Source organism: Cupriavidus sp. H18C1 (assembly GCF_049311595.1).
Classification (GTDB): Bacteria; Pseudomonadota; Gammaproteobacteria; order Burkholderiales; family Burkholderiaceae; genus Cupriavidus; species Cupriavidus cauae.
Genome location: NZ_CP186008.1, coordinates 1217777 through 1243688 on the forward strand (window position 1 = coordinate 1217777; position 25912 = coordinate 1243688).

General features: G+C 59.6%; 25 protein-coding genes and 2 pseudogenes. 9 read left to right on the plus strand and 18 right to left on the minus strand.

Features of this window, described 5'->3' with window-relative positions:
* The 9 genes and pseudogenes from wecB to OJJOAM_RS05840 all read right to left on the minus strand — a co-directional run bounded on the left by wecB (position 1) and on the right by OJJOAM_RS05840 (position 7808).
* On the minus strand, positions 1 to 1104 hold the full coding sequence (gene wecB, locus OJJOAM_RS05800) for a non-hydrolyzing UDP-N-acetylglucosamine 2-epimerase (RefSeq protein ID WP_422649171.1): 1104 nt from the start codon (positions 1102 to 1104) through the stop codon (positions 1 to 3).
* A gap of 48 nt (positions 1105 to 1152) precedes the next feature.
* Entirely contained in the window at positions 1153 to 1662 is a 510-nt protein-coding gene (locus OJJOAM_RS05805; protein ID WP_422649510.1) for a UDP-galactopyranose mutase, read from the minus strand.
* Between the two features lie 43 nt (positions 1663 to 1705).
* A pseudogene (locus OJJOAM_RS05810) lies at positions 1706 to 1840 on the minus strand (UDP-galactopyranose mutase); the annotation flags it as partial.
* A gap of 22 nt (positions 1841 to 1862) precedes the next feature.
* Entirely contained in the window at positions 1863 to 2306 is a 444-nt protein-coding gene (locus tag OJJOAM_RS05815; protein ID WP_422649172.1) for an NAD(P)-binding protein, read from the minus strand.
* A 10-nt stretch (positions 2307 to 2316) separates the two neighbouring features.
* Positions 2317 to 4113, minus strand: a complete 1797-nt coding sequence (locus OJJOAM_RS05820) for a glycosyltransferase (protein ID WP_422649511.1) — start codon at positions 4111 to 4113, stop codon at positions 2317 to 2319.
* A gap of 94 nt (positions 4114 to 4207) precedes the next feature.
* The gene (locus tag OJJOAM_RS05825; protein WP_422649173.1) at positions 4208 to 5317 is read right to left on the minus strand and encodes a hypothetical protein; all 1110 of its coding nucleotides are present in this window, start codon (positions 5315 to 5317) and stop codon (positions 4208 to 4210) included.
* Complete coding sequence (locus tag OJJOAM_RS05830) at positions 5235 to 5627, minus strand: hypothetical protein (protein ID WP_422649174.1); 393 nt, start codon at positions 5625 to 5627, stop codon at positions 5235 to 5237. Before OJJOAM_RS05830 ends, OJJOAM_RS05825 begins: the two co-directional genes overlap by 83 nt.
* Positions 5620 to 6984, minus strand: coding sequence for an ABC transporter ATP-binding protein (locus tag OJJOAM_RS05835; RefSeq protein ID WP_422649175.1), 1365 nt, complete (start codon positions 6982 to 6984; stop codon positions 5620 to 5622). The genes OJJOAM_RS05830 and OJJOAM_RS05835 overlap by 8 nt, the downstream gene beginning before the upstream one ends.
* Positions 6974 to 7808: pseudogene (locus tag OJJOAM_RS05840) on the minus strand (ABC transporter permease). Before OJJOAM_RS05840 ends, OJJOAM_RS05835 begins: the two are co-directional and overlap by 11 nt.
* A gap of 1217 nt (positions 7809 to 9025) precedes the next feature.
* On the opposite strand from OJJOAM_RS05840, the gene OJJOAM_RS05845 reads away from it, so the two are divergent.
* The 9 genes from OJJOAM_RS05845 to OJJOAM_RS05885 all read left to right on the plus strand — a co-directional run bounded on the left by OJJOAM_RS05845 (position 9026) and on the right by OJJOAM_RS05885 (position 15518).
* Positions 9026 to 9253: a hypothetical protein gene (locus OJJOAM_RS05845; protein ID WP_422649176.1), complete on the plus strand. Its 228-nt coding sequence runs from the start codon at positions 9026 to 9028 to the stop codon at positions 9251 to 9253.
* 5 nt (positions 9254 to 9258) lie between these two features.
* Positions 9259 to 10011: a hypothetical protein gene (locus OJJOAM_RS05850; RefSeq protein WP_422649177.1), complete on the plus strand. Its 753-nt coding sequence runs from the start codon at positions 9259 to 9261 to the stop codon at positions 10009 to 10011.
* Positions 9956 to 10654: a hypothetical protein gene (locus OJJOAM_RS05855; RefSeq protein ID WP_422649178.1), complete on the plus strand. Its 699-nt coding sequence runs from the start codon at positions 9956 to 9958 to the stop codon at positions 10652 to 10654. Before OJJOAM_RS05850 ends, OJJOAM_RS05855 begins: the two co-directional genes overlap by 56 nt.
* 379 nt (positions 10655 to 11033) lie before the next feature.
* Entirely contained in the window at positions 11034 to 11198 is a 165-nt protein-coding gene (locus tag OJJOAM_RS05860; protein WP_422649179.1) for a hypothetical protein, read from the plus strand.
* A 1-nt stretch (position 11199) separates the two neighbouring features.
* Positions 11200 to 12018, plus strand: a complete 819-nt coding sequence (locus OJJOAM_RS05865) for a glycosyltransferase family 2 protein (RefSeq protein WP_422649180.1) — start codon at positions 11200 to 11202, stop codon at positions 12016 to 12018.
* A 6-nt stretch (positions 12019 to 12024) separates the two neighbouring features.
* Positions 12025 to 12906, plus strand: a complete 882-nt coding sequence (locus OJJOAM_RS05870) for a lysylphosphatidylglycerol synthase domain-containing protein (RefSeq protein ID WP_422649181.1) — start codon at positions 12025 to 12027, stop codon at positions 12904 to 12906.
* Complete coding sequence (locus tag OJJOAM_RS05875; protein ID WP_422649182.1) at positions 12903 to 14369, plus strand: hypothetical protein; 1467 nt, start codon at positions 12903 to 12905, stop codon at positions 14367 to 14369. Before OJJOAM_RS05870 ends, OJJOAM_RS05875 begins: the two co-directional genes overlap by 4 nt.
* Entirely contained in the window at positions 14362 to 14760 is a 399-nt protein-coding gene (locus OJJOAM_RS05880; protein ID WP_422649183.1) for a capsular biosynthesis protein, read from the plus strand. Before OJJOAM_RS05875 ends, OJJOAM_RS05880 begins: the two co-directional genes overlap by 8 nt.
* Positions 14761 to 15314: 554 nt before the next feature.
* Positions 15315 to 15518, plus strand: a complete 204-nt coding sequence (locus OJJOAM_RS05885) for a hypothetical protein (protein ID WP_422649184.1) — start codon at positions 15315 to 15317, stop codon at positions 15516 to 15518.
* A gap of 3 nt (positions 15519 to 15521) precedes the next feature.
* On the opposite strand, the gene OJJOAM_RS05890 is transcribed toward OJJOAM_RS05885, so the two are convergent.
* From OJJOAM_RS05890 to OJJOAM_RS05930, 9 genes are all read right to left on the minus strand, one after another.
* Positions 15522 to 16601, minus strand: coding sequence for an MraY family glycosyltransferase (locus OJJOAM_RS05890; protein WP_422649185.1), 1080 nt, complete (start codon positions 16599 to 16601; stop codon positions 15522 to 15524).
* Positions 16602 to 16606: 5 nt separating this feature from the next.
* Positions 16607 to 18505, minus strand: coding sequence for a glycosyltransferase (locus OJJOAM_RS05895; RefSeq protein ID WP_422649186.1), 1899 nt, complete (start codon positions 18503 to 18505; stop codon positions 16607 to 16609).
* A 10-nt stretch (positions 18506 to 18515) separates the two neighbouring features.
* Positions 18516 to 20843, minus strand: coding sequence for a glycosyltransferase (locus OJJOAM_RS05900; RefSeq protein WP_422649187.1), 2328 nt, complete (start codon positions 20841 to 20843; stop codon positions 18516 to 18518).
* 163 nt (positions 20844 to 21006) lie between these two features.
* Complete coding sequence (locus tag OJJOAM_RS05905; protein ID WP_422649188.1) at positions 21007 to 22104, minus strand: glycosyltransferase family 4 protein; 1098 nt, start codon at positions 22102 to 22104, stop codon at positions 21007 to 21009.
* Positions 22097 to 22558, minus strand: coding sequence for a hypothetical protein (locus OJJOAM_RS05910; RefSeq protein WP_422649189.1), 462 nt, complete (start codon positions 22556 to 22558; stop codon positions 22097 to 22099). Before OJJOAM_RS05910 ends, OJJOAM_RS05905 begins: the two co-directional genes overlap by 8 nt.
* Positions 22555 to 23334: a glycosyltransferase family 2 protein gene (locus tag OJJOAM_RS05915; RefSeq protein ID WP_422649190.1), complete on the minus strand. Its 780-nt coding sequence runs from the start codon at positions 23332 to 23334 to the stop codon at positions 22555 to 22557. Before OJJOAM_RS05915 ends, OJJOAM_RS05910 begins: the two co-directional genes overlap by 4 nt.
* Before the next feature lie 94 nt (positions 23335 to 23428).
* Positions 23429 to 24556, minus strand: coding sequence for a hypothetical protein (locus OJJOAM_RS05920; protein WP_422649191.1), 1128 nt, complete (start codon positions 24554 to 24556; stop codon positions 23429 to 23431).
* A complete protein-coding gene (locus OJJOAM_RS05925) occupies positions 24474 to 25331 on the minus strand; it encodes a class I SAM-dependent methyltransferase (protein WP_422649192.1) in 858 nt (285 codons plus the stop codon). The genes OJJOAM_RS05920 and OJJOAM_RS05925 overlap by 83 nt, the downstream gene beginning before the upstream one ends.
* A 7-nt stretch (positions 25332 to 25338) precedes the next feature.
* On the minus strand, positions 25339 to 25893 hold the full coding sequence (locus OJJOAM_RS05930) for a class I SAM-dependent methyltransferase (RefSeq protein WP_422649193.1): 555 nt from the start codon (positions 25891 to 25893) through the stop codon (positions 25339 to 25341).
* Between the last annotated feature and the right edge of the window lie 19 nt (positions 25894 to 25912).

The window sequence follows — 25912 nt, forward strand, 5'->3', positions numbered from 1 at the left end:
TTATCCGGCATAGCGCTCGCGCAGTACGTTGACGATGCGCTCAGCGGCGCGCCCGTCCCCGTAAGGCGAGACACCGCGCGCCATTGCCGCGTACGCAGCGGAGTCGTCGAGCAGCCGCTGCGTGTTCGACACGATTGCCTCGTAGTCGGCGCCCACGAGCTTGACGACACCCTGGACCACCGCCTCCGGGCGTTCGGTTTCCCTGCGCATCACCAGCACCGGCTTGCCCAAGGCCGGAGCTTCCTCCTGAACGCCGCCGGAGTCGGTCAGTATCAGGTATGCCTTCTTCATCGCAGCGACGAACGGCAGGTAGTCGAGCGGCTCGCACAGCGTGATGCGCGGATGCCCGCCGAGAATCTGGTGTGCCAGCGTATGGACGTTCGGATTCGGATGAACCGGATACAGAATCTCCACATCCGGATTGCTGTTGGCGATGTCACGCACCGCGCAGAATGTTTGTTTCATCGCCTCTCCGAAATTCTCCCGGCGATGCGAAGTGACAAGGATCAGGCGACGTCCTTCGCCGACCGCCGGCATTGCGCTATCGCAGCGGGCGGACACATCGAGCAGGGCGTCGATCACCGTATTGCCGGTGACGTAAATGGCATTCTCCGGTATCCCTTCTCTCCTGAGGTTTTCGCTGGAACTGGTGGTCGGGCAGAAGTGCCATTGCGCCAGCCGCCCCGCCACTACCCGGTTCATCTCTTCCGGGAAGGGATTTGCCATGTCGCCCGTTCGAAGCCCGGCTTCGACATGTCCGATTGGAATCCGGTGATAAAAGCAGGTGAGCGCCACCGACATGACGGTGGTCGTATCGCCCTGCACGAGCACGGCCTCCGGCTTTTCGGCTTGCAAAGCGTCGTCCAGATCGAGCAGCAGCCTGGCGGTCAGCGTGGTCAGCGCCTGGTTGGGCCGCATGATGTCGAGGTCGATATTGGGCTCGATGTTGAAGATCTTCAGAACCTGATCCAGCATGTGGCGATGCTGAGCGGTCGCCAATACCCGCACCTCGGCCCACGGCTCCCTCGCGAGGGCCCGAATGACAGGGGCCATCTTGATGGCTTCGGGACGGGTACCCACCGCACAAAGGATCTTTCGTTTCATGGCAGGTCCGATACGAGAGGGATGGACAGTGGAGTGAACGCCGGTCGATCAGATCGGGTCCACCACGAACGCCGGCATCGCCTCGCCCGTGGTCGTGGCGGCGAGATATTTCTCCACCACGTCAAGCGCTTCGGCGATGGTCACGTGCATATCCAGATACCGATAGGTGCCGAGCCGGCCAACGAACGTCACGCTTCTTTCCGCTTGCGCTCTTTCGATGTATCGGGCCAGCTGCGCCTTTTCGTTGACCAGGCGGATCGGGTAGTAAGGCGTATCGCCCTCCTCGCACAAGCGGCTGTACTCCTTGAAGATCACGGTGGGCTCGTGGCTTTCCCACGGCGCAAAATGCTTGTGTTCGGAGATGCGTGTCCACGGCACCTCGATATCGCCGTAGTTGATGACCGCATTGCCCTGGTAATCGCCGTGATGGCGCTCTTCGGCAAAATCCAGCGTTCGGTATCCGAGCCGCCCTTCCGAATAGCCGAACCAGCCATCGATTGGTCCGCTGTAGAACAGGTGCCTGTATCCCCCCTGCCATGTCGCGCGACAAGGGGGTATTCAGGTGCACCCTGATGGCGGGATGGTCGAGCATCTTCTCCACGATGTAGGTGTACCCGTTTCGAGGCATGCCCTGGAAATTGCTCGCGTAGTAGTTGTCGTCGTAGTTGAACCGGACCGGCAGCCGCTTGAGAATGCTGGCCGGCAGTTCGGACGGATGCATTCCCCATTGCTTCATGGTGTATCCCTTGAAGAAGGCCTCATACAGCTCGCGGCCCACGAAGCGCAGCGCCTGCTCCTCGAAGGTCTTCGGCTCGACAATGGTGGTGTCGGCCTGGGATTCGAGAAATGCCTGCGCCTGCGCCGGGGAGAACGTCTTGCCAAAAAACTGATTGATGGTGAGCAAGTTGACCGGCAGGGGAATAGACACGCCCCTGCGTGATGGCCTTCACCCGGTTCGTGAATGGCATGAATTCGTCGAACTGCTGGATGTATTTCCAGACCCGTTCGTTGCTCGTATGGAAGATGTGCGGGCCGTACTGGTGGATCATGATGCCGGTCTCGGAATCGCGTACCGCATGGCAATTCCCCGCGACATGGCTCCTTGCCTCGAAGACCTCGATCTCGTACTCCCCTGTCAGTGCCAATTCATGCGCGATCACTGCGCCCGACAGACCGGCACCCGCAACAGCGATCCTCTTCATGGCCGCTCCTTCAAAGGATGCGAAAGTTCCGATTCAACTCGTTGCTGATCGCCCAGTTGGTGCGTTGCCACCACTGCATCAATTCCCTCTTCGCGGTGTCGTCATCGCTGTAGGTCAGGTAGAACCAGGCGTGATGAAAGGCGATGTTCAGCAGATAAGGCCGCCGCTCCGATCCCTCGGGCAATGACTCGTACAGCGAGATGATGTTTCGCAGGATCTTGTGGTTGTCTGGCGCGCGCTTGCGCGCCACATCTGGCGCCACCGACTGTCCCGGTCTACCTATGTAGTAGCGGTAGAGCGCAAGATTCTCGTAAGAGACCTTCCGGATGAATTTCTGCGGGAAGGCGATATATTCCTGGTCCACATAGAACGACTTTTCCGTGATGCGGATGTCGTTGTCCTTCAACAAACTCGTGCGGTACGTGATGGCGTGCATGTGCGCGTAGGACAGGCTCGAGTTGTCGACCATCACCTGCCTGTAGAAGTCGGCCAACTCATAGTCCTTCTCCTCCAGCCGTTCGGCATAGGAGACCAACTCACTGCGGCCACCGTCGAAGCTTCGCAGGTAGTTGGTGACCACCATGTCGGTGTCCACCTTTGCCAGATAGTGCATGTGCTCGGTGAGGTCGACCGGATCGAGCCAATCGTCTGCGTCGACAACCTTGAAATACTTGCCGGTTGCTTCTCGAATGCCGGCGTTGATGCATGAGCCGTGTCCGCCGTTCTCCTTGTCGATGACCCTGACGGTGCCCGGGTACTTTCTTTCGTACTTCCGCGCCAGTTCCAACGAGCCATCCGTCGAACCGTCATTGACGACGATCACCTCCAGCCGGCCAAACTGGGAGGGCGCCACCATGCTTTCCATGCACCGCGGCAGCAGCGCCTCCATGTTGTAGGTCGGAACCACGACCGTAAGCAATGTTCCGTCCGTGGCCTGGACCATCGACAGCATGGACGTCTCGATTGCCTTGGCCCGGGATGCCCAGGTATTGGCCTCGGCGTCCCTGCGCAGCCTGGCGTGATGCTCCGGATCGTTCTTCAGCGTGAGGGCGCGGCCAACCTTGGCCACGAAGTCCTGCTCGTCGTCGGCGACCAGGCAGGATTCGTACTTGCGACACTCGTCCATGCCACTGGTCACCACGGGAATGCCCTGCGCCATGTACTCGAACATCTTCAATGGCGAGACGGACTTGGTCAGCTCGTACTCACGGAACGGTACGATCCCGGCATCGAAGAACCGCGAGAAATACTTGAGCCGGTGATATTTCTGGGCGGGCAGAATGTGGACGTTGGGAAGCTCGGAAATACGGCTCTGGGCAAAGGCGCCCTTTCCCCATTCGTAGTCGTAGCCGATCATGACAATGTTCACATCCGGACGCGCCCGGGACAGTGCCTTGATCAACTCATAGTTCATCCACGCGGCAAAGCTCCCGTAGTAGCCCACGATCGGCTTGCCTTCGTCGACGATCGCCTGGATCTCCTCCGGAACCGGAGGGTTGTCTTCCAGCGTCCAGTCCTCGAGGCGCACGCCGTTCGGCGCGCAAATCAGGTTCCGCTTGCGGTAACGGGCACACTGCCGATAGAGATTGTCAGCCGACGCCACTACCAGCACGTCCTCGTCGCGCAACAGATACTCGTGCCGCAGTAGACAGAAATCGGAAATCCCCGGATTGATGTCCTTCGAGATTTCATCGATGAAGTCGTACATGAACGTGTAGCCCAGCCGCTTCAGCCGCTCGATATCCTGCAGCGAAGTCCCGGGCTCCGTCCCAACCAGGTGATAGAACAGCGGCGCCCGGCTCTCCACCGCCAGCAACTCGATGAACTCACGCCAGATGGCACGATCGTCGAAATTGACCAGAAAGAGATGCTCGCCGTCGCGCTTGATGCAGTCCGTGAAGTCATCCTGGTAAAACCGGGTTCATTGCGCAAAGCACCAGATAGCCGGCGGACATCAGATAATCGGCAATATGGTGCGGCCGCTGCTTGAAGACCTCATGCCACCCCATGCAGCAAGAGCCCATGACAAAGACCCCCGCGTACTGCCTGTCGCGCAGATACGCGAGCAACTCGTCGGCACGCCCGTTCGCACGTACATCCACGCGCGCCACCGCCTGCTCCGTCGGCGCAAAGCTCTGCGCGCGAGACAGGTATGTCCTGGTCCTGTCCAGCGCGACCCGTGGGCCGTATAGCCGCATGTAGTTCAGGAACAGTCCGATATTGCGACGGTTCGCATTTCGCGCGCAGCGGGCGAGGAACCGTCCGCTGCGATAGACGGTGCGGACACCGCGGTAACGCAACGACCCTTCAGGCAGGACCCGCTTGCGCACAAGGTGCAGTGCCGTGAGGTACTTCCATCCCCTGGTAGCCTTGATGGTCGCCAATTCCCGCGCCACTCCCTGAAGTTCCTGGTCGCGGGTGGCCAGCACATCGCGGATGCGCTTGAGTTCGGTCCGCCCCTCGGCTACCTGCGCGTAAAGCCGGGACGATCGCTTCTTCTCCGCTTCCAGGTCACCCACAAGCCCCAAGATCCGCCTCTCACGTTCGCCCACGGCATCGTTCAACTGCGCAATGCTGGCATCGCGCCTGGCGAGTTCCTGCTCCGTATCGAGCAGGCGGTCACGCAGCGCCGTAGCGTGTTCATCGGTGATGCTAAGGTCCTTGAGAACGACCCCGCTATCAGCCAGAAAGCTGGTGCGTGCGTAGACCAGCAGGATTTGAAGGCCCGGCCAGTAGCAGGGTTGATGCCGGCTGGCGTCGATCACGATGGAATGAACGAGCGCGTATTCGCGCGACGGCGCAACGGCCAGATTCGATGCCTCGAAGGTATGGTGATGCTCGGGATGCCGCTCGAACTCCCGGTACGGCAGAAGCAGGACCACGCATTTGCTGGCCGCCGACATCAAGCGCTGCAATGTCGAATGCGGGTCATGGAAATGCTCCAGGGTATTGGACGAAAAGACGACGTCGTACTGCTGCGATGGCGCGGCCGCCGTTACCCAGTCCTCCACCAGGAATTTGAGTTGCGGGTAAAAAGGAAGCGGCCTTTCTGATGGCCGCATCGGAAAAATCAACGCCGGTGACGCTTCCCGCTCCGAAGTAGCCCGCCAGGACGTCGGTGCCATCGCCTTCCGCGCAGCCCCAGTCGCATATCGTCATTCGCTGGGCGCGCGCGAGTTGCACCAACCACGACGGCAGGTGGTCGAGGGCCACCCGCGCGAAATAGCGGGATTGCTGACGCCCCTGGCTTTCGTCCCAATCCGTCTCGAAGCGCAGGTCCCAGTACTGCTTGTCGTTGATCTCGATGTCATCCCTATACACGGGTCAGCTCCTGGGTGATTTCCGGTTGGAACACGCCGAACAGGCGCGCCGGGGCCGAGGACGAGAAGTAATGCGCTCCCTCCAGGTACTCGTAATAGTGAATGGCAGGACTGGCACGGTTCTCGACCGCCGCGACGAGCAGATACCGCCCCGTGACAAGCGGATTGCGGAAGCGGAAGGCAACGCGATAGATGCCGTTGTCCGACTCGAAACGCATGCGCCTCTGGTCGTGCGTCGAAGAGACGATGAGGTCGCTCCCCTTCAGGTCCTTGATCGAGAAGGCCACGCTGAGATCGTCTCTTTCCACGACTTGCGGCGGACGGAAGTCGATGCGCACTTCCATTTCCTCGCCCAGCTCGAAGACATCGGCTCGCCGTCCGTCCCGCCCGTAAATGCCGGCGTTCCGAATACAGCCGATATGCGAGCCCCAGTGCGTGACCGGCTTGGTGTCGTAGCCCTTCTCGGCTTCCGCATGGTCGTGAGGCGACCCGACCGCTGCGCCCATTGTTGCCTCTTCGAGTTCCGCAATGTCTCCCTCGAACAGGTGCGCCATGAAGCTGCCCGTCACGGGGAACACATCGCCGTCCATGCGCAGCCTGCCCTCGTGCAGCCAGATGGCGCGGTCGCACAAGGTCCGCACCGAGCCGACGTCGTGGCTGACGAAGAGGATCGTCGTACCGTTCTGCTGCAGGTTCTTGATGCGCTTCATGCATTTGGCCTGGAAGCGCACGTCGCCGACGGACAGCGCTTCATCGACGATCAGGATGTCGGGATCGACATTGATCGCTACGGCGAAGGCGAGGCGAACGTACATGCCGCTGGAGTAGGTCTTGACCGGCTGTTCGATGAAACCGCCGATATCGGCGAAGGAAGCGATGTCGTCGAAGCGGGCGTCCATTTCGGACCTGGTGAAGCCCTGGATTGCGCCGTTGAGATAGACGTTCTCCCGCCCGGTGAACTCGGGATTGAAGCCGGCGCCCAGCTCCAGCAACGCCGAAACTCGTCCCTGGGTTTCCACGGTGCCCAGTGTTGGGGTCAACGTCCCGCAGATGATCTGCAGCAGCGTGGACTTGCCCGACCCGTTGCGCCCGATCACGCCCACCGTTTCGCCCTTGCGAATCCCAAACGACACATCGTGAAGCGCCCAGAACTCCCGAAAGTAGTCGATGGCGCGCATGCCGGCCAGCCGCCTCAACTTTGGCAAGATGAACTGCTTCAAGCGCGCACGCCCGGATTCGTAGATTTCATAGCGCTTGCCCAGACCCATCGCCCGGATGGCGAAAGGCCTGGTTTCCGCCGCAACCGCTCGCGACGCCGGACTGTCGATCGCGTCGAGCACTTCGACGTTAGAGGACATCGGCGAACCCCTTGCGCGTCTTCTGGAACCACCAGAAGCCGAGCCACGCAACGGCGATGCTGATTGCGGCATACAGCAGCAGAACAGACCAGTCCGGAGGCTGCCCCAGCACCAGCACTTTTCGGCTCTCTTCAATGATGGAGGTCAGGGGATTGAGCTGCATCCAGAACTGGTATTTGACCGGCAACGCGGACACCGGAAAGAAGACCGGCGACAGAAACAGCAGTACCGTAGCCGCGATGCCCGTGACTTGCGCAACATCCCGGACGAAAACACCAAGGGAGGACAGAAACCAGGCGAATCCCATCGATCCGAGCGCGAGCGGTAGTGCCACCAGGGGGATAGTAGACCGCGGTCCACGGGAACGCTCGATTGATCAGGAGCTGCGCCACCATCAGGACAAGCAGACCGATCAAGGAGTGGAACAGCGATGCGCAGAATGCGACCAGCGGCAGGATCTCAAGCGGAAACACCACTTTCTTGACGTAGTTGATGTTCGACGTGATGACGCTTGGTGAGCGAGTAATGCACTCCGCAAACAAGCCGTGAACGATCATGCCCACAAACAGCAGGATGGCGAAGTCACCTTTGCTTTGGGCGTCCACCGCCGATCCCCAACGCGCATTGAACACTTCCGAGAATACGAAGGTATATACCGCGAGCATCAGCACTGGGTTGAAGAATGACCATGCCAAGCCCATCACGGAGCCCTTGTAGCGGCCCAGGACCTCGCGTTTGGTCATCTGGAGGATTAGGTCGCGATTGCGGTAGAGGCTGGCCAGAAGGTGAAATGGGCTGGTGGCGTTGCCGACATGTGGGTTCATGCGGCCTCCTGTCGGCTACGTGGATCCCCGGTCCTGCGGGCAATGCGAGCCCGAGGCTGCACACGCCAACGGCGTGGAGTCCGCCAGCCGAAGACAGCGCATCTCATCCGGTGCGCTTGGCCTTTGTCCGTAGCCGGCTACGCGCCCACCACACGCACACCGCGAACTGGCTTTGCAGGGATCAGTCGACATCGCGGTTGCGACCAATCGCGAAGACATTGCTTTCGAAGTCGGCAGCGGAATAGTCTGTCGCCCGATGCATCACATTCGCCTCCGTCGATAGCAGAACGAAGCCATTCGCACATTCCCGAGGGATCCATGGCTCCTTCAATTCTCGTTGGAAGATCAATGTTGGCCCATCCGCCAAAGGTGGGAATCCATGCGCCGACGTCGCAACGTCAATGCGGTGCATTCATGACCCAGCGGTGCTTTGCTCGCCATCGTTACCGAGCGTGCCTTTTCGCACCACCATGGCCGGGGGCGTCACCCACATCTCATTACGATCCCTTCGCGCCCATCGCGCGCCGGCGTCGCAAGACGTACGCAAGCCGCCGGCGGGTACGTACGCTACGTGATACCCCAAACCTGTAACAGACCGCGATATCAACAAGCACATCGCGCAGCACATCGCGCGCGCATGCGGCGGCCCTTGGAATGTGCAGCACGGCAAGAGCGCAGTGCCACGCGATCGCACTTGGTGAGCAGTCGTCGGCTACGTCGTGGCGACGCCTTGGCGGTGATAGTCGGGCTGTCGCGCGGTTATGGTTCGCGATGTCGGCGGAGGAGGCGCCGCGAAAATCGAAATTAGCGTTCGCCGTAGGGGGAGTTGACGTATGCGGAAGGGTTTGATGTACTGCTGCGGACGTGCGCCTTGATGGCGCAGCGATATCCCGATTGGCGACTGGATAACTCTGCCGGCTTGTTGCTCGCGCGGCGCGGCCTCACGCACTTGTATCGGCAGCCGTCGTTGTGCATGCCTGCCGCATTATTAGAGTTTTAGTCTGGTAGCGATCGAGGCCATGGCGAATGGGTTGCCGATGGGGCACCGATGGGGGAGACTTGGAGCGCTTGGAAGACCGGCGCGGCCTTGTTAAATTGGGTCCGCATCCAGCCCCTTTTTTCTTACCGTGCCGGGCCCTGGCACCACAGGGGCAGCCTAAGCAAGGCACCGTGAGCTTCAGCACGCCCTACCCTCGTATCCAAACAATAAGGACGCTATGAAATTCGGATACCGGCTCAAGGATTTCTCATTGGCTATGTCATTGCCATCGATCGTTTTCCTGATCCTGCCGCTAGCCGGTTTCCTGTTATCGCCACGCGCAACCCATACTGCGACCACGGCCCGCGCGGGCTGGCTCACGATGATCTTCTTTGGCGTCTTTTTTCCGCTCTCATCACCTTTGCGCTGTATGAGTATTGGCGCTCGCGTACTGGGTCCCGAGTAAGACGATTGTTTATCGCCGCCGTGCTCCTGCAAATCGGAGGTAGCGTTTTTCTGATATCGACGCCGGGATTCGGCACGCTGTACTGGGATTCGTACCATGTCATCAGGATGACGTCTGAAACGTTGCTGGTCGATTGGCGCTCGCTCTTCTTCGATGCTCTTGCGTTCTATCTGCTGCAGATATGGGACCATGTCTATACAGTTCCGCTGTTTGGCGCGGCTTTGCTTGCTGTGACCCTCAGCATCCCGATTCTGTGGTGCCGGGAATGGCAGCGCGCCATGGTCGTCGCACTGCTGGTCACGGTCCTCGCATTGACGCCCTTTTTTTTGACCTACGCCTCGGCGCTCTTCAGCGATACATTTTTCACATCCTTTTCGCTCCTCTCCATCTATGCACTAATGACGGTAGCGGAGCGGTTCGATCGGCGTAACGACCAGTCCGAGTCAGGGGGCGAGGCAACTCTCTGCATCCATCCTGTTCGTTCTAACGGCCATCGCAGCCGTCCAGTTGCGGCACAATGGCGTGATTCTGGCCGGCTTCCTGATGGTCGCGGCGATGTGCCTCGTACGGCACCGTATCGTTGGCGTCGGCCTCGCTTGTTGCTTGCTGATTCTCATGGCCGGGGCGACACAGGTAAAAAACTCAAAATACTTCCCCGACGCAAACCCCGATGCGCTGCTGACAAACCGAAATTTCCAGACGGTGGCACTGGTTCTCAACGCATGGGGCGCCATGCTGACAGCGCCGGCCGGGTATAAGACGCCTTCCCGGGAAGACGATTTGCAAAAGCTGTCGTATTTCATCGAGCCTCGCGTATTGGTGGAAAACTTCGATTCGAAAAATCCAATACCGGCGTGGGAGAAATTTGCATCACCATGGCGTCAGATCAGCAACGAAAAAACCAAAGACTTCTTCAAGCTCAGCGTTCTGCGAATCGTGCAAAACCTCCCGCTCGTCGCAGCCGACAAGGTTCGCTTTCTTGCCAGCATGGCAACAGAGTGGGATGTTGTACCCATGCGAATCGAGAAGGAGTGCACCCTAGCATCCCGACAGCCATGTCCTTCCTTCGGCGACGACATACGTAGCCGCCGCTATTATTCCCAAATCGAAACATGGACGCTGCCGTGGCCGCAACAGCTGGACGGCATCGTCCGCCAATACATTCAGCACCAGGAAGCGCCACTCTGGCTCGGACTCTCGCTGATCTGGTTCGTGCTGCTGTTGTGCGCGCCCGGTAAGAACTGGTGGGCCGTTTGGATGGGCCTGTACGGACTCGCGATGACCTGCGCGTTGGCGCTTGTGATCCCCGCCCCGGAGTTCCGGTATTTCTTTCCCGTAGTCTCGCTGTTCCCGGCTTCGCTAGGCTTGGCCATCGCCGGTGTACTGCGCCGCCAGAAATAGTGCACTGGTAAATTATTCACAAACTGCCATTTTTCATTGCAAATTATTCATAGTCACCCTACAGATTGATGTGAGTCGCGTGTAACGGTACACTCATCGCTCCACCAGCCTTCCATATCGAGCGTGAAAAAATTTATGCTGTTCGCAGCGTTATCGGGATGCGGATGGATTTGCGATTTCCTGACATTCACGCTGCTGGACAAATATTTTGGTGCACCGCCATTCGCGGCGAATTTCGCTTCTTCTTATGTCGGCGTCACGTTTGTCTGGTTCACATCGCTAAAGTCGGTGTTCGGAAGAAGCGGACCTGGTCACAATCGATATATTGTGGTTTTACTGGGCGTTCCAGTTTTTATCGATACTGGCCTACTCCCAAATATTGAGTCATCTGGTCAATATCCTGCAGCAGTCAAGCATTGCTGCATGGGCGGGCGGTCATCTTGCCATTGCCGCCAAGATCATCATTACGCCATTCAATCTCGTCACCAACTATGTGTTCATGAAGGGATTGACGCGCTTCATGCACCATCCAAACACCGCTTGATATGAATCCTCCACGCCCGCCGCGAGTTCTCGTATTCATTCCCGCTTACCGCTGTGAAGCTCAGATTCCTCGCGTCATCGAGCAGTTCGATCAAGAGGTGCAGGCGTGGGTCGATACGGTGATGGTGGTGGACAATCGCTCGCCGGACCGCACCTTGGAGGTGGCCATTGAGCGTGCCTCATCACGACTGACCGACTGTCGGTTCATCGCGTGGCGGAACAACGAAAACGTTGGCTTGGGCGGCTCTCACAAGGCAGCGTTCCGATATGCCATCGAACAGGGCTTTGACTATCTAATCGTGCTGCACGGTGACGATCAGGCCGACATTCATGATGTCGTGCCGCACCTCAGAGCGGGGCTGCACGAAAGCGCCGATTGCCTTCTCGGCGCGCGTTTCATGCAGGGCAGCCGGCTCAAGGGCTACTCCTGGTTCCGCACCTTCGGCAATCGCGTTTATAACGCCTTGTTCTCAATCGTGGCCGGGCATTCCATCAAGGATCTCGGCTCAGGGCTGAATCTGTATCGGCTGGCCGCGTATCGCGAGTTCTACTACAAAGGTTTTCCTGACGATCTCACGTTCAACTATGTGATGCTGCTCGCCAGCTATCACAGAGGGCAGTCGGTGCGGTTTTTCCCAATCAGCTGGCGAGAAGAGGACCAGATTTCGAACGTGAGATTGTTCCGGCAGGCCTTCAAGGTGCTTGGTCTGCTGGGGGGCTACTTTCTGCGCCGCAGTTCCTTTCTCGCCGACGACATGCGGGTGCGCCCCTTCCAGGCCTACACCGGTCAGATCGTGCATCGGCAACAAGGGAATCGCTGAACCGATATGTCGCGTGCTTTGTGCCTATACGCCGCGCTCCTCTGCATAACCGTTGCGGCATGGCTATGGGACAGCGGTCCCGCGCTTACCGGTCTTGCCCGTAGCGATCAGGCATGGGGGCTGATGGGCATCGTCGCTGTATATCTGAGCTCCCACTTGTTTCGCATGCTACGGTTGGCCTTGCTGACGCTGGACGAGCGGGACGAGGTCTTCCCCTTGATGGCGGCCCACGGCCTGACCGCCTTCCCAAGCAGCTTTCTGCCATTCAAGCTTGGAGAAGTTCTACGGTTGGCAGCCTTTTTCCACGTATACAACCGGCGTCGCAAGGCCTTTGCGGTATGGCTCGTCGAGCGCTTCGGTGACGTGCTGGTGATCGCCTGTTTTATCCTGGGTCTTTACCTGTTCAAGGCCGACATTCCGGACAGCATGCGAATTATCTTCGTTCTGTTCGTGATGGTAAGCGTGATCGGCCTTGTTGGGCTGTTCGCGTTTGCGAAGGCACTCGTCTATCTGAATCGGCACCTCGTTCTCAGCAGCCACAGTGCGCGCGGGCTGGTACTGTTGCGGTTCAGCCATGCGCTGCAGGCGCTGGAGGCCGATATACGAAGATCCGTGGAGAGCCGGATTTCTGGCTTCATCCTGTTGTCTGTGCTGGTCTGGGGAACGGAAATTGCCGCCCTGTCGTTGTTCGTCCACCGCTTCTCCAGTGGCAACCCGGACTTCTCCGCATTGTTCGTTTCCGGTTTGCTCGCCAGCGTGGCAGGTGACGCGGCGGGTGGTACTGCGGCATTTGGCTTTTATCAGTCGCTGTGCCTCGTCGTAGTCGCGCTGGTGGTATTGATTACCGTGTTGCTCTCAACTGGTCTTCGAAGCGCAGGAGGGAAATGAAATCCAGCCCGCACAACAAAGTATTGGTGGTGGTCGACGATCGTGAATTCACGGCAAACGAAGTGCGCAGTCTGGTGGGCGCACGCCGGTTCGGCGACATCGTCTTCAGGCGGCGACATCTGATCGAGTATGTGACTGCATCACTTCCGGAGTGGGCGCAGGGCCAACTCTTTCATATCCGCACAACGGACGATTTAGCCGACTTGCGGCGCCGGCTCGAATGCTGCGGCGAAGATACGGCGGCATTCATCATGGCCGCCCGCGCAGGCTTCACCGATCCAGACCGCCTCAGACAGCTGATTGAACGATTGCCATATGCGGAAGAGGATTTCACCGACCGGCTCTATAGGCCGCTGCTGATCTTCCTGCGCAATGCGCATCGACTCGTCGATCAATGGGAGGCAATCGAGTGCAGCCCATTGCATCATTGGCCACGTGCCTGGCAAAACACCGAGCGTGTGCGATCCGTGCAACCGCTGGACCTCGCCAAGATTCGCGACTTTCTTACGTTCACGTCCGGCTGGACCAGCGCACGGCATTTCAATGCCGTTGAGGTCGATGCCTACTACTACACGAAAAGTTCGACTGACAAGCGCAAGATGTTGGCTGAATACTCCTTTTACGGGCTGGCACCCGAGGCCATGCGCCCCTGGCTCGTCCAACCCTTCGACTACCAGGAGGGTAGTGAGCGCGCCTCATACAAGACAATGCGATATTACCTGGCGGACGCGGCCCTCCAATGGGTGCATGGCGCGTTCGATGCCGAGTCGTTCGAAGCCTTCGTCGACAGGTTGCTGTTTTTCATCAGGGAACGTCCGCGCCGGCCCTGCGGGAAGACGCAGTCCGCGTCGTTGGCGAAGGAGCTGTTCGTCACCAAGCTGCAGCACCGTGTTCACCAATTCCTGGCGCTGGAGGAAGGGCAGCGCATCGATGCTCTGGTCACCAGCAGCGACCCCGCCTTGGGCGTGAGTCAACAGGTGCAACGTTATTTGGCGCTATATCGGCGCCATGAAGACAGATTCGCGATGGACCACATGGTAGTGGGCCATGGCGACCCCTGCTTCTCCAATATCTTGTATGACCAGCAGCGCTATCTGCTAAAACTGATCGATCCCAAAGGCGCAGTAACGGATGGCGACTTGTGGACTCATCCGCTGTACGATCTGTGCAAGATCGCGCACAGTGCCTTAGGTGACTACGACTTCATCAACAACGGGCTCTACAGCGTCGGATTCAATGACCGGAACGACCTGATACTGCAAATCCAACATTCTGGCCACGACGAGTTAAAGCCGTTATTTGTGCACTGCCTCGAGGCGATGCACCACGATCCACGGATCATACGGCTGGGAGAAGCCTCTCTGTTCCTGTCCATGTTGCCGCTGCATATCGACTACCCCAACAAGGTCGTTGCCTTCCTGCTGAAAGCAAAAAATATACTGGACGAGGTTGAGCGTGAGTGAATCGCCCGAATCACTGGATGCCATGCTGATCGTCGACATCGACGGTACGCTATGCGATATAAAGTCGCCAGGCCAATCCTATGCCGAGGTCGAACCTCGTCGCGCGATCATCGACAAACTACGGGAGTACCGGGAGCGCGGCTACCACATCATGCTTTACACGTCGCGCAACATGCGAACCTATAACAACAATCTTGGCCTCATCAACAAGCACACCGCGCCGGTGTTGCTCGAATGGCTGGCCCGATGGGACGTGCCCTACGACGAGATCCTTTTCGGCAAACCCTGGCCACGGCACAAAGGCTTCTATGTCGACGATCGCGCTGTCCGGCCAAGCGAATTCCTCAGCATGAGTGAGCAGGAGATCCAGGACCTGCTGGCACGAGAATAGGGGTTGCCTGATGAAGGGAAACATTGTCATTACCATGGCCGGGCGAGGATCGCGCTTTCGCGAAGCCGGCTATACGGTGCCGAAATACGAGATCGTCGCGCACGGCCGCAGCCTGTTCGACTGGTCAATGCTTTCTCTACGGAATTTTCTCGGTAGCGGGACGAGAGTAATCTACGTTTGCCTGACGGCGAACCAGTCCACGGACTACGTGATATCGCGCAGCCGTGGTCTTGGTCTGGCAGACGCCCACGTTGTCGAACTGAGCGAGGTCACGGACGGACAGGCGACAAGCGCCTACTTGACGAAGGACCTGTGGGAGCCCGAGGCCCCGCTGCTGATTTACAACATCGATACCTACGTCAACCCACGATCATTGGCTCCGGAAATGATCCGACCCGGGTCCGACGGGTGGGTCCCATGCTTTGATGCACCGGGTGACCACTGGAGCTTTGTCAGCACTGGAAGCGATGAATGGGCCGACGCCATCGTCGAAAAGCAGCGAATTTCCGACCACGCCTCGATCGGTCTCTATTGGTTTCGCGAGGCAGCACAGTATGCTGACGCTTATCGTCAGTTTTTTTGCCAACGACGCGAATCTGGTAAAGGGCGAGCGCTATGTCGCGCCAGTTTATTCGCAGTTGATCGGCAATGGCGGCAAGATTTCGATCGCCAGCCTGCCGCGTGGCGATGTGCATGTCCTAGGGACGCCGCGAGAATTGGACGACTTCCTGGCAACGCCGGTGTCCGAAATCTTCTAGAGGTCAACGACCACGCGCGCGCGCAATGATGCGACGCCCGACACGTATGAACCGCCAGGCGTTGCGCATCACGAGTAGGTGAAATGCCGTGACGCCGAGGAACATCAGGAACAATGCCTGCTCTGAAACGCCGCTCTTCCATGCGGCGACACCAATCAAGCCCAATGCGGCGTTGCTCGCCAGAATAATGAGAACGATGACGTCCTGTCCGATGCCGAGCCGGAGCAGTACGTGGTGAAGATGAGTTCGATCCGCCGACAGGGGATTCCGGAGCTTCAGCGTCCGACGGACGACAACAACAAGAAGATCGATCAGCACGACCCCGAACACCCACAGCATCACAACGGGCGGCACGCGCACGCCACCATTGAACCTCGGCTGCGACAATTCGACGGCAAACCATAGGATCGCAAAGCCCAACATCAGGCTCCCTGCATCGCCGAGGAAGACCTTGAAGCGCCCGCGAAACGGGTTACGAATATTGAAGATCAGGAAACCGAGCAGCGCTCCGCAGAACACAATGCAGACCCTTTGCGCGGCGCCGTTGCCGATTTCACCCGCCAAGTAGGCGAGCCATGCAAAAATGATCAGCGCCAGACCGCCGGCCAAGCCATCCAACCCGTCTGTCATGTTCATCGCATTGATGACGGAGACACCGGCGAACAGGGTCAGCGGAATTCCCCAGTTGGCCAGTTCAATCTCACGCCGCCCGAACAGATCGCCCAGCGAATCGAGATAGACGTTGCCCCACGAGGTCATCAGGATGACGGCGAACAGCTGGCCGCCCAGCTTTGTGACGGGCGCGAGCCCGTACAGATCGTCCATCAAACCGATGAACGCAAGGACCGTCAGCCCGCCCAGCAGCGCGACATAGTAGCCGTGTGTGCGCAGGAAGAGCAGGCAGCCAATCCAGACCGCAATCGTCACCGCAATGCCGCCCACCAGCGGTATCGCGCCCTCGTGGCGCTTGCGAGCATCGGGTCGGTCCAGCAGGCCGCCCATCATCGCCAAGGGCCGCAATAACAGCACCGCGAGTACGGATACCAGGAAGGTGAACGAGGGCACCCAGAAATAGTCGTACATGGTCGTCAACTGATAGGTTTCCGGGTTGGCATTCTACGCAGCCGGAAGCCCCAATAAGCTGCGGACGTAAATAGGCGAAAAAAACTTCCAAGATGCCACAGCAGATACCGCAGCTGGCGGTGGCTGTCGCGGCGGGCGTCATGGAGAACCTTGACATTAGCCAACCGCACTACCTGCCAACCGCGCAACCAGGATCGCAGACAGATATCGACGTCTTCGCAATAAAGGTGAAATCGCTCGTCGAAGCCGCCCAGTTCACGATAGACGTCGCTATTGAACACCAAGAACATACCCGCTGCCCAATCCACTTCGACGTCCATCCCAGCTGGATAATCGGGGGGACACTTGACACCGCGCAGGCGCGCCATGACTCGACCCAGCAGGCGTGTCACAGTCGGCAATCGTCGCACACTATCCTCGACCGCCCCGTTCGGCGACACGATGGTGGGAACGGCGATGCCAGGTTGCTGGGCCAGTTGCCGGGTCAATGGCTGGAAAGGATTTCCGTCCAGCATCAGATCCGGGTTCAGCACACAGAAATACAACGTCCGGCAGCGAGAAAACGCAGCATTGTGGTTTTCACCAAAGCCCTTCGGCGACACGTTGCCAATAAAGTCGAAACCGTATCCGCGCACGGCGGATTCGCTGATTGCGGCCGGGTGATGCGGCAGGTTTTCTGTGACGATAACTTGCAATGGGAGTGCCTCCGCCAACTTGCCCAGTTGGTCAAGCAGCGGGGTAAGGACAGCGCCCTGCCCGTGGCTTACGACGGAAACGGTCAGCGTGGGATTGTTCACAGCGCGAAGGGGGACCGCTGATTCATGATCGCCATGCGACGACTGGCATGGCGCCGACTCGAACTTGTCGCCATCGGCCGGTTGCAGAATCTCGCCCCACACATAGCCGATCAATGCCACCCAGCTGCTGACATCTCGGTAGACGATGCGATCGAAATACGAGTTGAACTCACGCAGGAAATTCAGCACGCCCGGTGAGGTTTGCCGGCCCAGCACAGCGTGGCAGCGCAAGCCTTGCTGCCATGCGGACTTAAGCTGGTCCAGGCCGGGCATGGCCTCATCGGTGTATATGACCGGCTCCCGTGCCGAGTCGGGTTCCATCGGCTTGGATGCCTGTCCGAGCCACTTGAACTGATATTCCCGCCGCAGGACGTTCGATTTGTAGAACTGTCGCCGTGCATCGGAACGCGATACCGATCGCGCGTGGATCCGGTGACGGTACAAGGGCTGTGGGATGTAGCGAAACTCGCCGAACTCGGCAATCCGCAGCGCAAGCTCCCAGTCCTGAATACCGGAAAAGCGATCGGTGGTTCCGCCCGCGTGCAGGTAGGCGGCGCGGCGGATGACTTTCAGATGCGACGCGATCATGCCGTCCAGAAGATCGGCGCGGACATCGCTGTCGGCGGACGGCACGATATGATCGTAGCCTCCATAGACGGCGTGCCGGATCACCTTCCCATCGTCATCGATATCCGTTCGATCAGTGAAGAAGTAATCCACGTACGGATGGGTGGCAATCTCTTCAGCCATGATGGCCAACGCGGATTCCGACAGTGCATCGTCGCAATCGACAAACGCAAGATAATCGCCTTGCGCTACGTGCACTGCCTCATTCTGGTTCGCGGATATGCCGTGGTTCCGATCGCGCCGCAGAATGCGAAGGCGCGAGGACGTTCCTTCCAGCGCATCCAGCAAGGGCCCTACTCGGCTGTCCGTCGACGCGTCGTCGATGCAGATCACCTCAAAGTTCGTCGTGGATTGCATCACCACCGAGTCGAGACAAGTAAAGAGGAACTCGTAGTGGTTGAAGATCGGGATGATGACCGAAATCAGCGGTGTTCCGTCAAGGCCCGGCAATGCAGCAAATTTTGCGGCGAGGTCCCGCACGCGTCGCTCGTCAGGGGAGTGTCACGGCGATCGCCGCGGTCGGGTCGCCGGGAGTTTCCCGCCGGGGCAGCCGTTCATCACCACGCTGACTCGATGCAGCCAACTCCTTGGCATAGGTCGGATGCCTGCGATAGCACTCGGCATGCCAAGACACGGCAGCGTCCATAAAGCCCGGATGCAGGTGCGCCGGCATCGCGGCACGAATCTTGGCCGCCGCGCAAAGCCAGCTGTCGCCCATGCGCAGATACGAGCGGCGCATGCTTTCAGCGTGCTGCCTGTAGACGGCACCATGCACCGGAAAATACGCCATTTTGGCTTGACGCAGCTTCAGCGTGCACCAGAACACCCAGTCTTCCTTGGCGCGCAGCGACTCATCGAAACGCACGTCATCGAGGATCTGCCGCCTGAACAGCCCGCAATGAATCGGGATCGAAAGACCGCGTTCCCAGTGGAACAGAAAGTCGCTTAGCTCGAAACTCGACGTGGAGATGGCGCTCTGGACCTTGCTGCATGCAATGCGCGTCTCGTCGCACAGCATATAGTCGGAGATCGATACATCGAGACGTGGCACGATCGAAAAATGATCGACCTGCCTATCGATCTTGCCAGGGACCAAGAGGTCATCGGTGTCGAGAAACTGGACAAATGCACCGCTGGCACGACCCAGCCCGGTATTGCGCGCGTTCGACAACCCACCGTTGCGCTGCCGGACGATGTGAAGCTCTGCCCGGTTTGCGCGCAATTCGTCAAGAGCGCGCATCGTACGCGCCTCTGTGCTGCCGTCATCGACAACGATGACCTCAAGAGGGCCGCGGTACGCCGCCTCGATCGATTGCAAGGCGTCCTCTAGATACTGTCCCTGGTTGTAGCAAGGAACGATGACGCTCACAAGCGGAAGCGCCATCGTTGCAGCCGATTCGGTAGTCGCCCTTGTCATGACGATGCATCCAGATAATGTGGCACGCTGGCGAGGCGCTCCGAGAACGCGGGCCAGGTATGACGAGCCTCGATCAGCTCGAGGAGACACTGGGCCTTGCGCGCAGCAACGCGGCGGTCTGCGGAAATGGCGGCCAGAGCGTTCGCATAGTTGGCCGCAGTGGGTCTGGCCGGCACCAAAAATCCGGTGGACTCTCCGATCAACTCCCGTACGCCGCCAACATCCGGCGCCACGATCGGCACGCCCAAGGCGCCGACCTCGAGCAGCATGTTGGGCATTCCCTCCCAGCGAGACGTAAAACAGGAAGGCGTCATACGTCCTTTGCTGGACCAAATCGGCCGGATCAGCAAATGGGCCGTGGTAGCGCAGATTCTTCAGATCTGGCATCTGCAGCTTGGCGCCCACGACATTTTCGCCGTAGACGTGGAAGCGGATATCGGGACATTGCGCCGCAACCTCGTACAGCAGATCCACTCGCTTTTCCTCGTCGAGCCTTCCTGCCCAAAGCACGTCGAGTGGTTCGCCGGGCGAAGTCGCATGTAGCTGCGCCAGCCGATATCGCGCTCTGTCCAGCCAATCCCCTTCGGCGATACGGCAAGCGTTATATATGGGGAAGAACTTTTCGCGTGCCCGGCTCAAGCCATACGTTTCGATGGCATCGTTCTGGAAACGCGCGTTATCGCTGAACAAGCCGTCCAGGGAATCAATGGCGTCGCGCAAATAATATTCAGCATATCCAATGCGTGCGGCAAAGTCCTGCGTGAACTGGAACGCAAAGATACTGCCGAATAGCCGCATGACCTGCGCCAGCCGCTTGCCTTCGCGGCAAACCAACTTCCAGCCGATGTCGCTGTTGATCACGTGGAACACGTCCGGCCGCAGCGTCATCAGGCAATCGCGCAGAAAGGCTACCCGTGCATCCTCGCTCGCGTGGCCAGGCAGATATCGGCAGATATTGACCACGAACGCGCCCGCCGGGAGCGCCAATTCATTCGACACCATGTCGCGATCGGTAATCCATACGCCAACGCTGCATGGACTGCCACTCGCTATTACGGCACGCGCGAACTGCAACGCGGTCCGCTCGGCACCGCCCTTCCCCAGGAAAGGGAGTGCGATGATATGCGTCATCGGACCATGCGCACGGCAATGAGCGGAAATATCGGCGTACAGGCGAAGCGCCGCATGTTGGGCCGCCTCCCTATCGAAGGCGTCCCTCGACACCAAGGGATTAAGGGCATTCTTCAGATTGCCGAGCAGATCGCCATCGAGATCAGCTTTCTGCAACGCCAGCAGAAGTGGCCCCACTCTTTCGCGGAGGCGCCATTTGACCGCTTGCGGTAACGGCATGCGGTGATATAGGTAACGTGCAACGCGCAGCATCCGGCTCGACGATGTCATATCGCTGCGTTTCCTTTGCCGGCAATGGCAGTTACCACGCTGCTGCTACTGTGCGGACACGGCCTCGGGTCTATCTGGCGGCGCTCCGCCAGGGGCGGCGGCGAAAAGGACCAGGAGCGGCCAAATACCGCCCTGCTACGCGCCGAAATGCACTGTACTCGCGTCACTGCAAATAGCCAGGGATCCGTTCGACGACGGAGCGGAACAGCGCAGCGGCGTGGCGCTGTTCCAGCAAATCGACGGCGCGTTGCCAACGGGCACGGCCCTCCTCCGGCTGATCGAGCAGCACGCTAAGCCCGCGCACGTAACCCTCCAGACCATCGCCGCTCTTTACCGGGAAGCCGGTTGCGTCGGAAATGAATTCGCCGACGCCGCCAACCGCGGATGCAACAATGGGCAACCCTGCGGCCGTGGCGTCCAGTAGCACGATAGGCAAGCCGTCCCACGCGGACGTATAGAGGAACGCGCCATGCTGGCCCTGCCCCGCGATTCGATCGAGCGACTCGAATGGTCCATTGACGGTGACATTGCTCAGTGCCATCAGCCGTTTCGCGACGGCTTTCTCCTCGGAACTCGTGCCACATCCGTGAACTTCGAAGTGCACGTCGGGCATGGCTTTCGCAATCTCCTCGAGCAGATCGACCCGCTTTTGCCGGCTAAAGCGTCCCGCCCACAGTACAGAGCGTTTGGAGCCAGCCCGATACCGCGGCGCTGCGGTTATTGCGTGCGGAAAGTACAGCGTATGGAACAAGTTCCGCCGCGCACCGTAACGCCGCACCAACTCCCGCGGATAGTATTCGGTGTCGCAGAAGATGCCGTCGAGATAAGGCAGGCAACTCGGGAAATAGAGTTGCGCATAGCTCCACCGCACGCCATGGGCGTCATAGTCATCGCAGAAGACGCTGGCGAATATCGCCTTGCCCAAGGCGCGCAGCGACTTTCCGTGATAGCGCACGACATCCCAGCCCAACGGCGAATTGATCAGGTGAATCGTCTTGGCGGACGACTGAAGCAGAATGCGCGTGAGCACCGCCAGTTGTTCGTCGTGCGGCAGGCCGCTCGCCATCGTACCCAGCGGCAAGAAGTGCGCACCTTTCGGGAGGCGGCTCGCCCACGGCGATTCGGCGTCGAGCGTCGTGATCACGACCACGGATTTGCCTGCGGCCACCGCTGCTTCGGCATGGTGCAGAATGCCTTGGTCGGCGCCACCGTGCTTGAGCCAGGGTGCCAGGATAATCAGATCCGGTCGCGCGTCACGCACCGCCGGATAACACGCCGCATAAAGGTTGCCTGCGCCAGGACGGGCTGGGGTGACGTAGCGTTGGAAGGACCATAGCAGATCGGGGGGTCGGATACAGCGACGGCTCGATGTCGGCGAGCTCGCGCATCTCGTCGATCACCCATGAGGGCACAATGCCGGCGTCATCCGTGTCGGCCGCTGGCTCAACTACAGTCGCCGGAGCCTCCGTCAACTCGTCTCCGACAATCAGTCGCTCCGCGACCTCCGGGGAAATCGTAGGCGTCGGGACTACCTCGTGCTTGGTATGCGCTTCCAAGGACCGGAACGGGATGGTATGTCCCCCGACCAATGTCAGCTTCGTGTAGTGGACCAGCGTTTCGATCTGGTCGCTTCTCGACGGTGGCAACATGCGCACCAGCGGCTTGATCACCGACCGCCAGAGTGCCCGCAAGGCCTTTTTGCTCAGCTGCTTCACGACTGGCCTCCCATATAGGCGAATCCATCCCGCCATTTCTCGGGCTCATCGAAAAAGCGGCTGGGCCGTACGGTCGCGCCGCTTTGCACCATCTCGACCACCATCGATGATGTCTTGCGACGATAGAACATCGCCGTTCTGGGCGCGGTGACGTGGCGCACGCCGTGAGCCAGCGTTTCCACGTTCCAATGCCAATCCTCGTAGCCGAATCCGGTGGTGCGGACGTTCGTGAGCTGATAGGGATGCCGCAGATAGATGTCCCGCTTACCGAATGAACAGGAGATCCAGGGATGGTCCATCATGCAACCGGCCAGCGGATAATCGGCGGAGTCCATATCGAACGTCTTCGCAACGCAATGGACGGCACCAAACGAGATGGTCAATTCGGGATGGACGATGACGTCGTTCGAGGCCAACTGCGCCTTGTGCAACGCCGACACGAACCAGTGCCGGCAGTAGTAGTCGTCGCCATCGAGGATCGCGATATAAGGTGCGGTGGCATGCGCGATCCCGTCATTGCGCGACGAGGCGAGGTCGGCATTCCGGACCTGCACGATCTGGTCGCTCGATCGCACCGAGGGATGTTCCGTCACGATACGGGCCGTTTCATCGTCGGCGCAATCCAGCACCGCGACGAGTTCGACGGCAATGCCTTGGCTGTCGGCGACTGCACGCATCCGCTGCAGACCCAGCAGCGCAAAGTGTGCCAGGACCTTCTCCCCATGGAAGGTCATGATGGCACTGATGGCCGGATTCGGCGGGATTTCCCCGGTCATGACTGAGGCTTGCATTCTCGGCTCGATTTGATCTTGTTATCTGCTATTCGTTGGAGGGTAGGTAGGACAAGCTGCGCCTGATAAATCGTGACCCCTACTTATCGTCAGGTGCCGGCTTCTGTGATTCGGGAGCGGCGAGCGTCGGCGACGCCGAGTCTTCCGTGCTCTCACGAAGCGACGCTTCCAACTTCTCGACATATGCCATCGTGCGCAAGCGATTTTCTTCCAGCCACTTCTTGCCGTCCGCCAACAACCGGTTCTCGGCGTGCAACCCCGCGACCTCGGCATCGCGGTCGCGAAGCGATGCCTCCAGTTGCTCGACATACGTCATCGTGCGTACCCGGTGTTCTTCCAGCCACTTCTTGCCGTCCGCCAACGACTGATTCTCAGCCTGCAAGCTCGCAACCTCAGCATCGCGGTCCCGAAGGGAAGCCTCCAGGTCCTCCACGTACGCAATGGTCCGTGCACGGTTCTCCTCAAGCCAGGCCTTGCCGTCCAGCACGGCGTCCAGGTACGCCCGCAACTCCTTGATTTCTGCCGCCATGCGCTTGCGCTCGTCTGCCATGGCATCGATGCGCATCTGTGTGGCGAATGCCTCCTCCTCGATTTCGGCTTGATATACCGAGGGATGCGATTGTGCCAAGTCGGCGAATTTCCCACCGGCGAAGAGTCGGCCGATCTTGCGGACCACGGATGCCATCTCGCGCGGCTCGAAAGTCGGCGGATCATATTGGTCCGAAACGGACGTCATATGGGCTCCGACCGCCCTCATCCAGCGAAGCCCCTCGTTACGCCAAATCTCCCGGGCCAGTTCCTGCTTGCCGTCGGCCAGATGCATCGAGCCGAGCAACCAGGCCGCGTCGACGGCCTTGGTCACCAGGGTCACGCTGTATTCGGCCGGATTGTCGCGCAGCACCGCGGCTAGAGCCACCGCGGCTTCCGCCCTCCGGCCCATCTCCAGGTGCAGGAGAGCCAGCACATAGTTAAGCGAAATCGCCCAACGTCTGGCGTTGGGATTGCGCGGCGGTATAGACACGTACTTCTGGATTTCCGCGCAAAGCTGTTCCGCATCGCCGGCCGGCTGTTTGTCCAGCAAACGGTAGGCAAGAATCGCCAACGCTGCGCCGCGATCCGCGCTATCAGGCGCACTGGACGCCAGGACCTGTTGGGCCCATTCCATCTGCAGGTCCGGCGACTCCGTGCGCAAGCCGATCGACACCATGGCGCGAACCAGCCATGGATTGTCGTAGTCGCGCCCGAATGCCAGCGCATGGCCCGCGGCGCGCTGCTCCGCGTCCGTGAAATGCCGCTCCGAGTATGGAACGCTGGCACCGGCGAATGGGGGCTTCATGGCGACGCAAAGCCACCATTCCGCCTCGATAGGCTCGGCATCGGCATTGTCCAGTTCCACCAGAGAGCGGGGGGCGCCTTACCCATTCACATTTGGCGCCCAGCTTCTTCACGCGGTCAGCGGTCTGGCTGAAGAACTTCTCCACCGCGAAGCGCGCGCGGAGCTGTTGGCGGAATTTTTCGAGCGTATAGACGTGCAGGTGAAAGGGATTGGGATCCTCACCTGTTTCGTCGCTCCAGTCGTTCGGCACGCTGCCAATAAAACGTCCGCCCGGCGCCAGTACGCGGTCAAACTCGGCGAGCAGGCCTTCCGGGTCCTCGACATGTTCCAGGGTTTCGAAGCTGACCACCAGGTCCACGCTGTTATCCGGAATCGAATGCAGGCACTGTGGCAGAAAGCCCTCGCGAAACTCGAGGCCCTCGTCGGCATAGCCGAAATTGCTCGACGCGTACTTGGCCGCGTATTCGCTGCCATCGATGCCGATCACTTTGCTGGCCTTGGTCCCGGTCCAGATCAGGTGGCTGCCATACCCAAGACCACTGGCCGCATCCAACACCACGTCGCCCGGGCGTACAAAGCGGGCCGCCAGCTGATAACGGAATACGTGTGCGTCGGAGCGGCTGCCGCTCTCACGCAGCATGTCCATATGGAGGTCACGTTCCTCCCGCAGCCGCTCCAGCGGATACGTCTCCAGGGCCGCATCCGGAATTTTTTCCAGGGGGGATCACGATCCACGGCGCATCCTGCTGAAGACTGGCATAGTCGGACGCCACGTAGTAACGCGGATGCTTACGCCAGCCGGCTGAGAAACAGGCAGCCTCCCACCAGGCCCGGTTTCCCACGCTGGGGAGCGACTCCTGCCCATCGGGTTGCTGTATCGTCGGCACACGCAGCAGCATGAAGCGATGCGCCACGCGGCGCAGTTCCCGCAGAGCCGGCGCAATCTGCTCTTCGTTCAGCCGCTCCAGAAAGTTGCTCGCGACGACCGTGTCGAACGCATTCTCGCCGAATGGAAGTTGCCATGCCGGCGACCCGTCGGCGATCGGCGCGCCTACGAGGCTGCCGATGTCGAAAGACTGACCATGAAAACCGAACAGCCTCACTTCGCGCGATACGTCGCCCGGCGCAAGTCCTATATCGAGCACCTTCCCAGGGCCGCAGAACGCCAGCACCTGCCTGGTGAGGGAAGAAATATCGGTTGTGCTCACTGAAGAATCCTGTACGAAT

What these genes read in the sequence shown, in the direction of transcription:
- wecB (WP_422649171.1), bottom strand. Translation starts at nt 1,104, where the DNA reads ATGAAACGAAAGATCCTTTGTGCGGTGGGTACCCGTCCCGAAGCCATC.
- OJJOAM_RS05815 (WP_422649172.1), bottom strand. Translation starts at nt 2,306, where the DNA reads ATGAAGAGGATCGCTGTTGCGGGTGCCGGTCTGTCGGGCGCAGTGATC.
- OJJOAM_RS05835 (WP_422649175.1), bottom strand. Translation starts at nt 6,984, where the DNA reads ATGTCCTCTAACGTCGAAGTGCTCGACGCGATCGACAGTCCGGCGTCG.
- OJJOAM_RS05845 (WP_422649176.1), top strand. Translation starts at nt 9,026, where the DNA reads ATGAAATTCGGATACCGGCTCAAGGATTTCTCATTGGCTATGTCATTG.
- OJJOAM_RS05865 (WP_422649180.1), top strand. Translation starts at nt 11,200, where the DNA reads ATGAATCCTCCACGCCCGCCGCGAGTTCTCGTATTCATTCCCGCTTAC.
- OJJOAM_RS05870 (WP_422649181.1), top strand. Translation starts at nt 12,025, where the DNA reads ATGTCGCGTGCTTTGTGCCTATACGCCGCGCTCCTCTGCATAACCGTT.
- OJJOAM_RS05875 (WP_422649182.1), top strand. Translation starts at nt 12,903, where the DNA reads ATGAAATCCAGCCCGCACAACAAAGTATTGGTGGTGGTCGACGATCGT.
- OJJOAM_RS05885 (WP_422649184.1), top strand. Translation starts at nt 15,315, where the DNA reads ATGCTGACGCTTATCGTCAGTTTTTTTGCCAACGACGCGAATCTGGTA.
- OJJOAM_RS05890 (WP_422649185.1), bottom strand. Translation starts at nt 16,601, where the DNA reads ATGTACGACTATTTCTGGGTGCCCTCGTTCACCTTCCTGGTATCCGTA.
- OJJOAM_RS05900 (WP_422649187.1), bottom strand. Translation starts at nt 20,843, where the DNA reads ATGACATCGTCGAGCCGGATGCTGCGCGTTGCACGTTACCTATATCAC.
- OJJOAM_RS05915 (WP_422649190.1), bottom strand. Translation starts at nt 23,334, where the DNA reads ATGACCGGGGAAATCCCGCCGAATCCGGCCATCAGTGCCATCATGACC.
- OJJOAM_RS05920 (WP_422649191.1), bottom strand. Translation starts at nt 24,556, where the DNA reads ATGGTGTCGATCGGCTTGCGCACGGAGTCGCCGGACCTGCAGATGGAA.
- OJJOAM_RS05925 (WP_422649192.1), bottom strand. Translation starts at nt 25,331, where the DNA reads ATGGACATGCTGCGTGAGAGCGGCAGCCGCTCCGACGCACACGTATTC.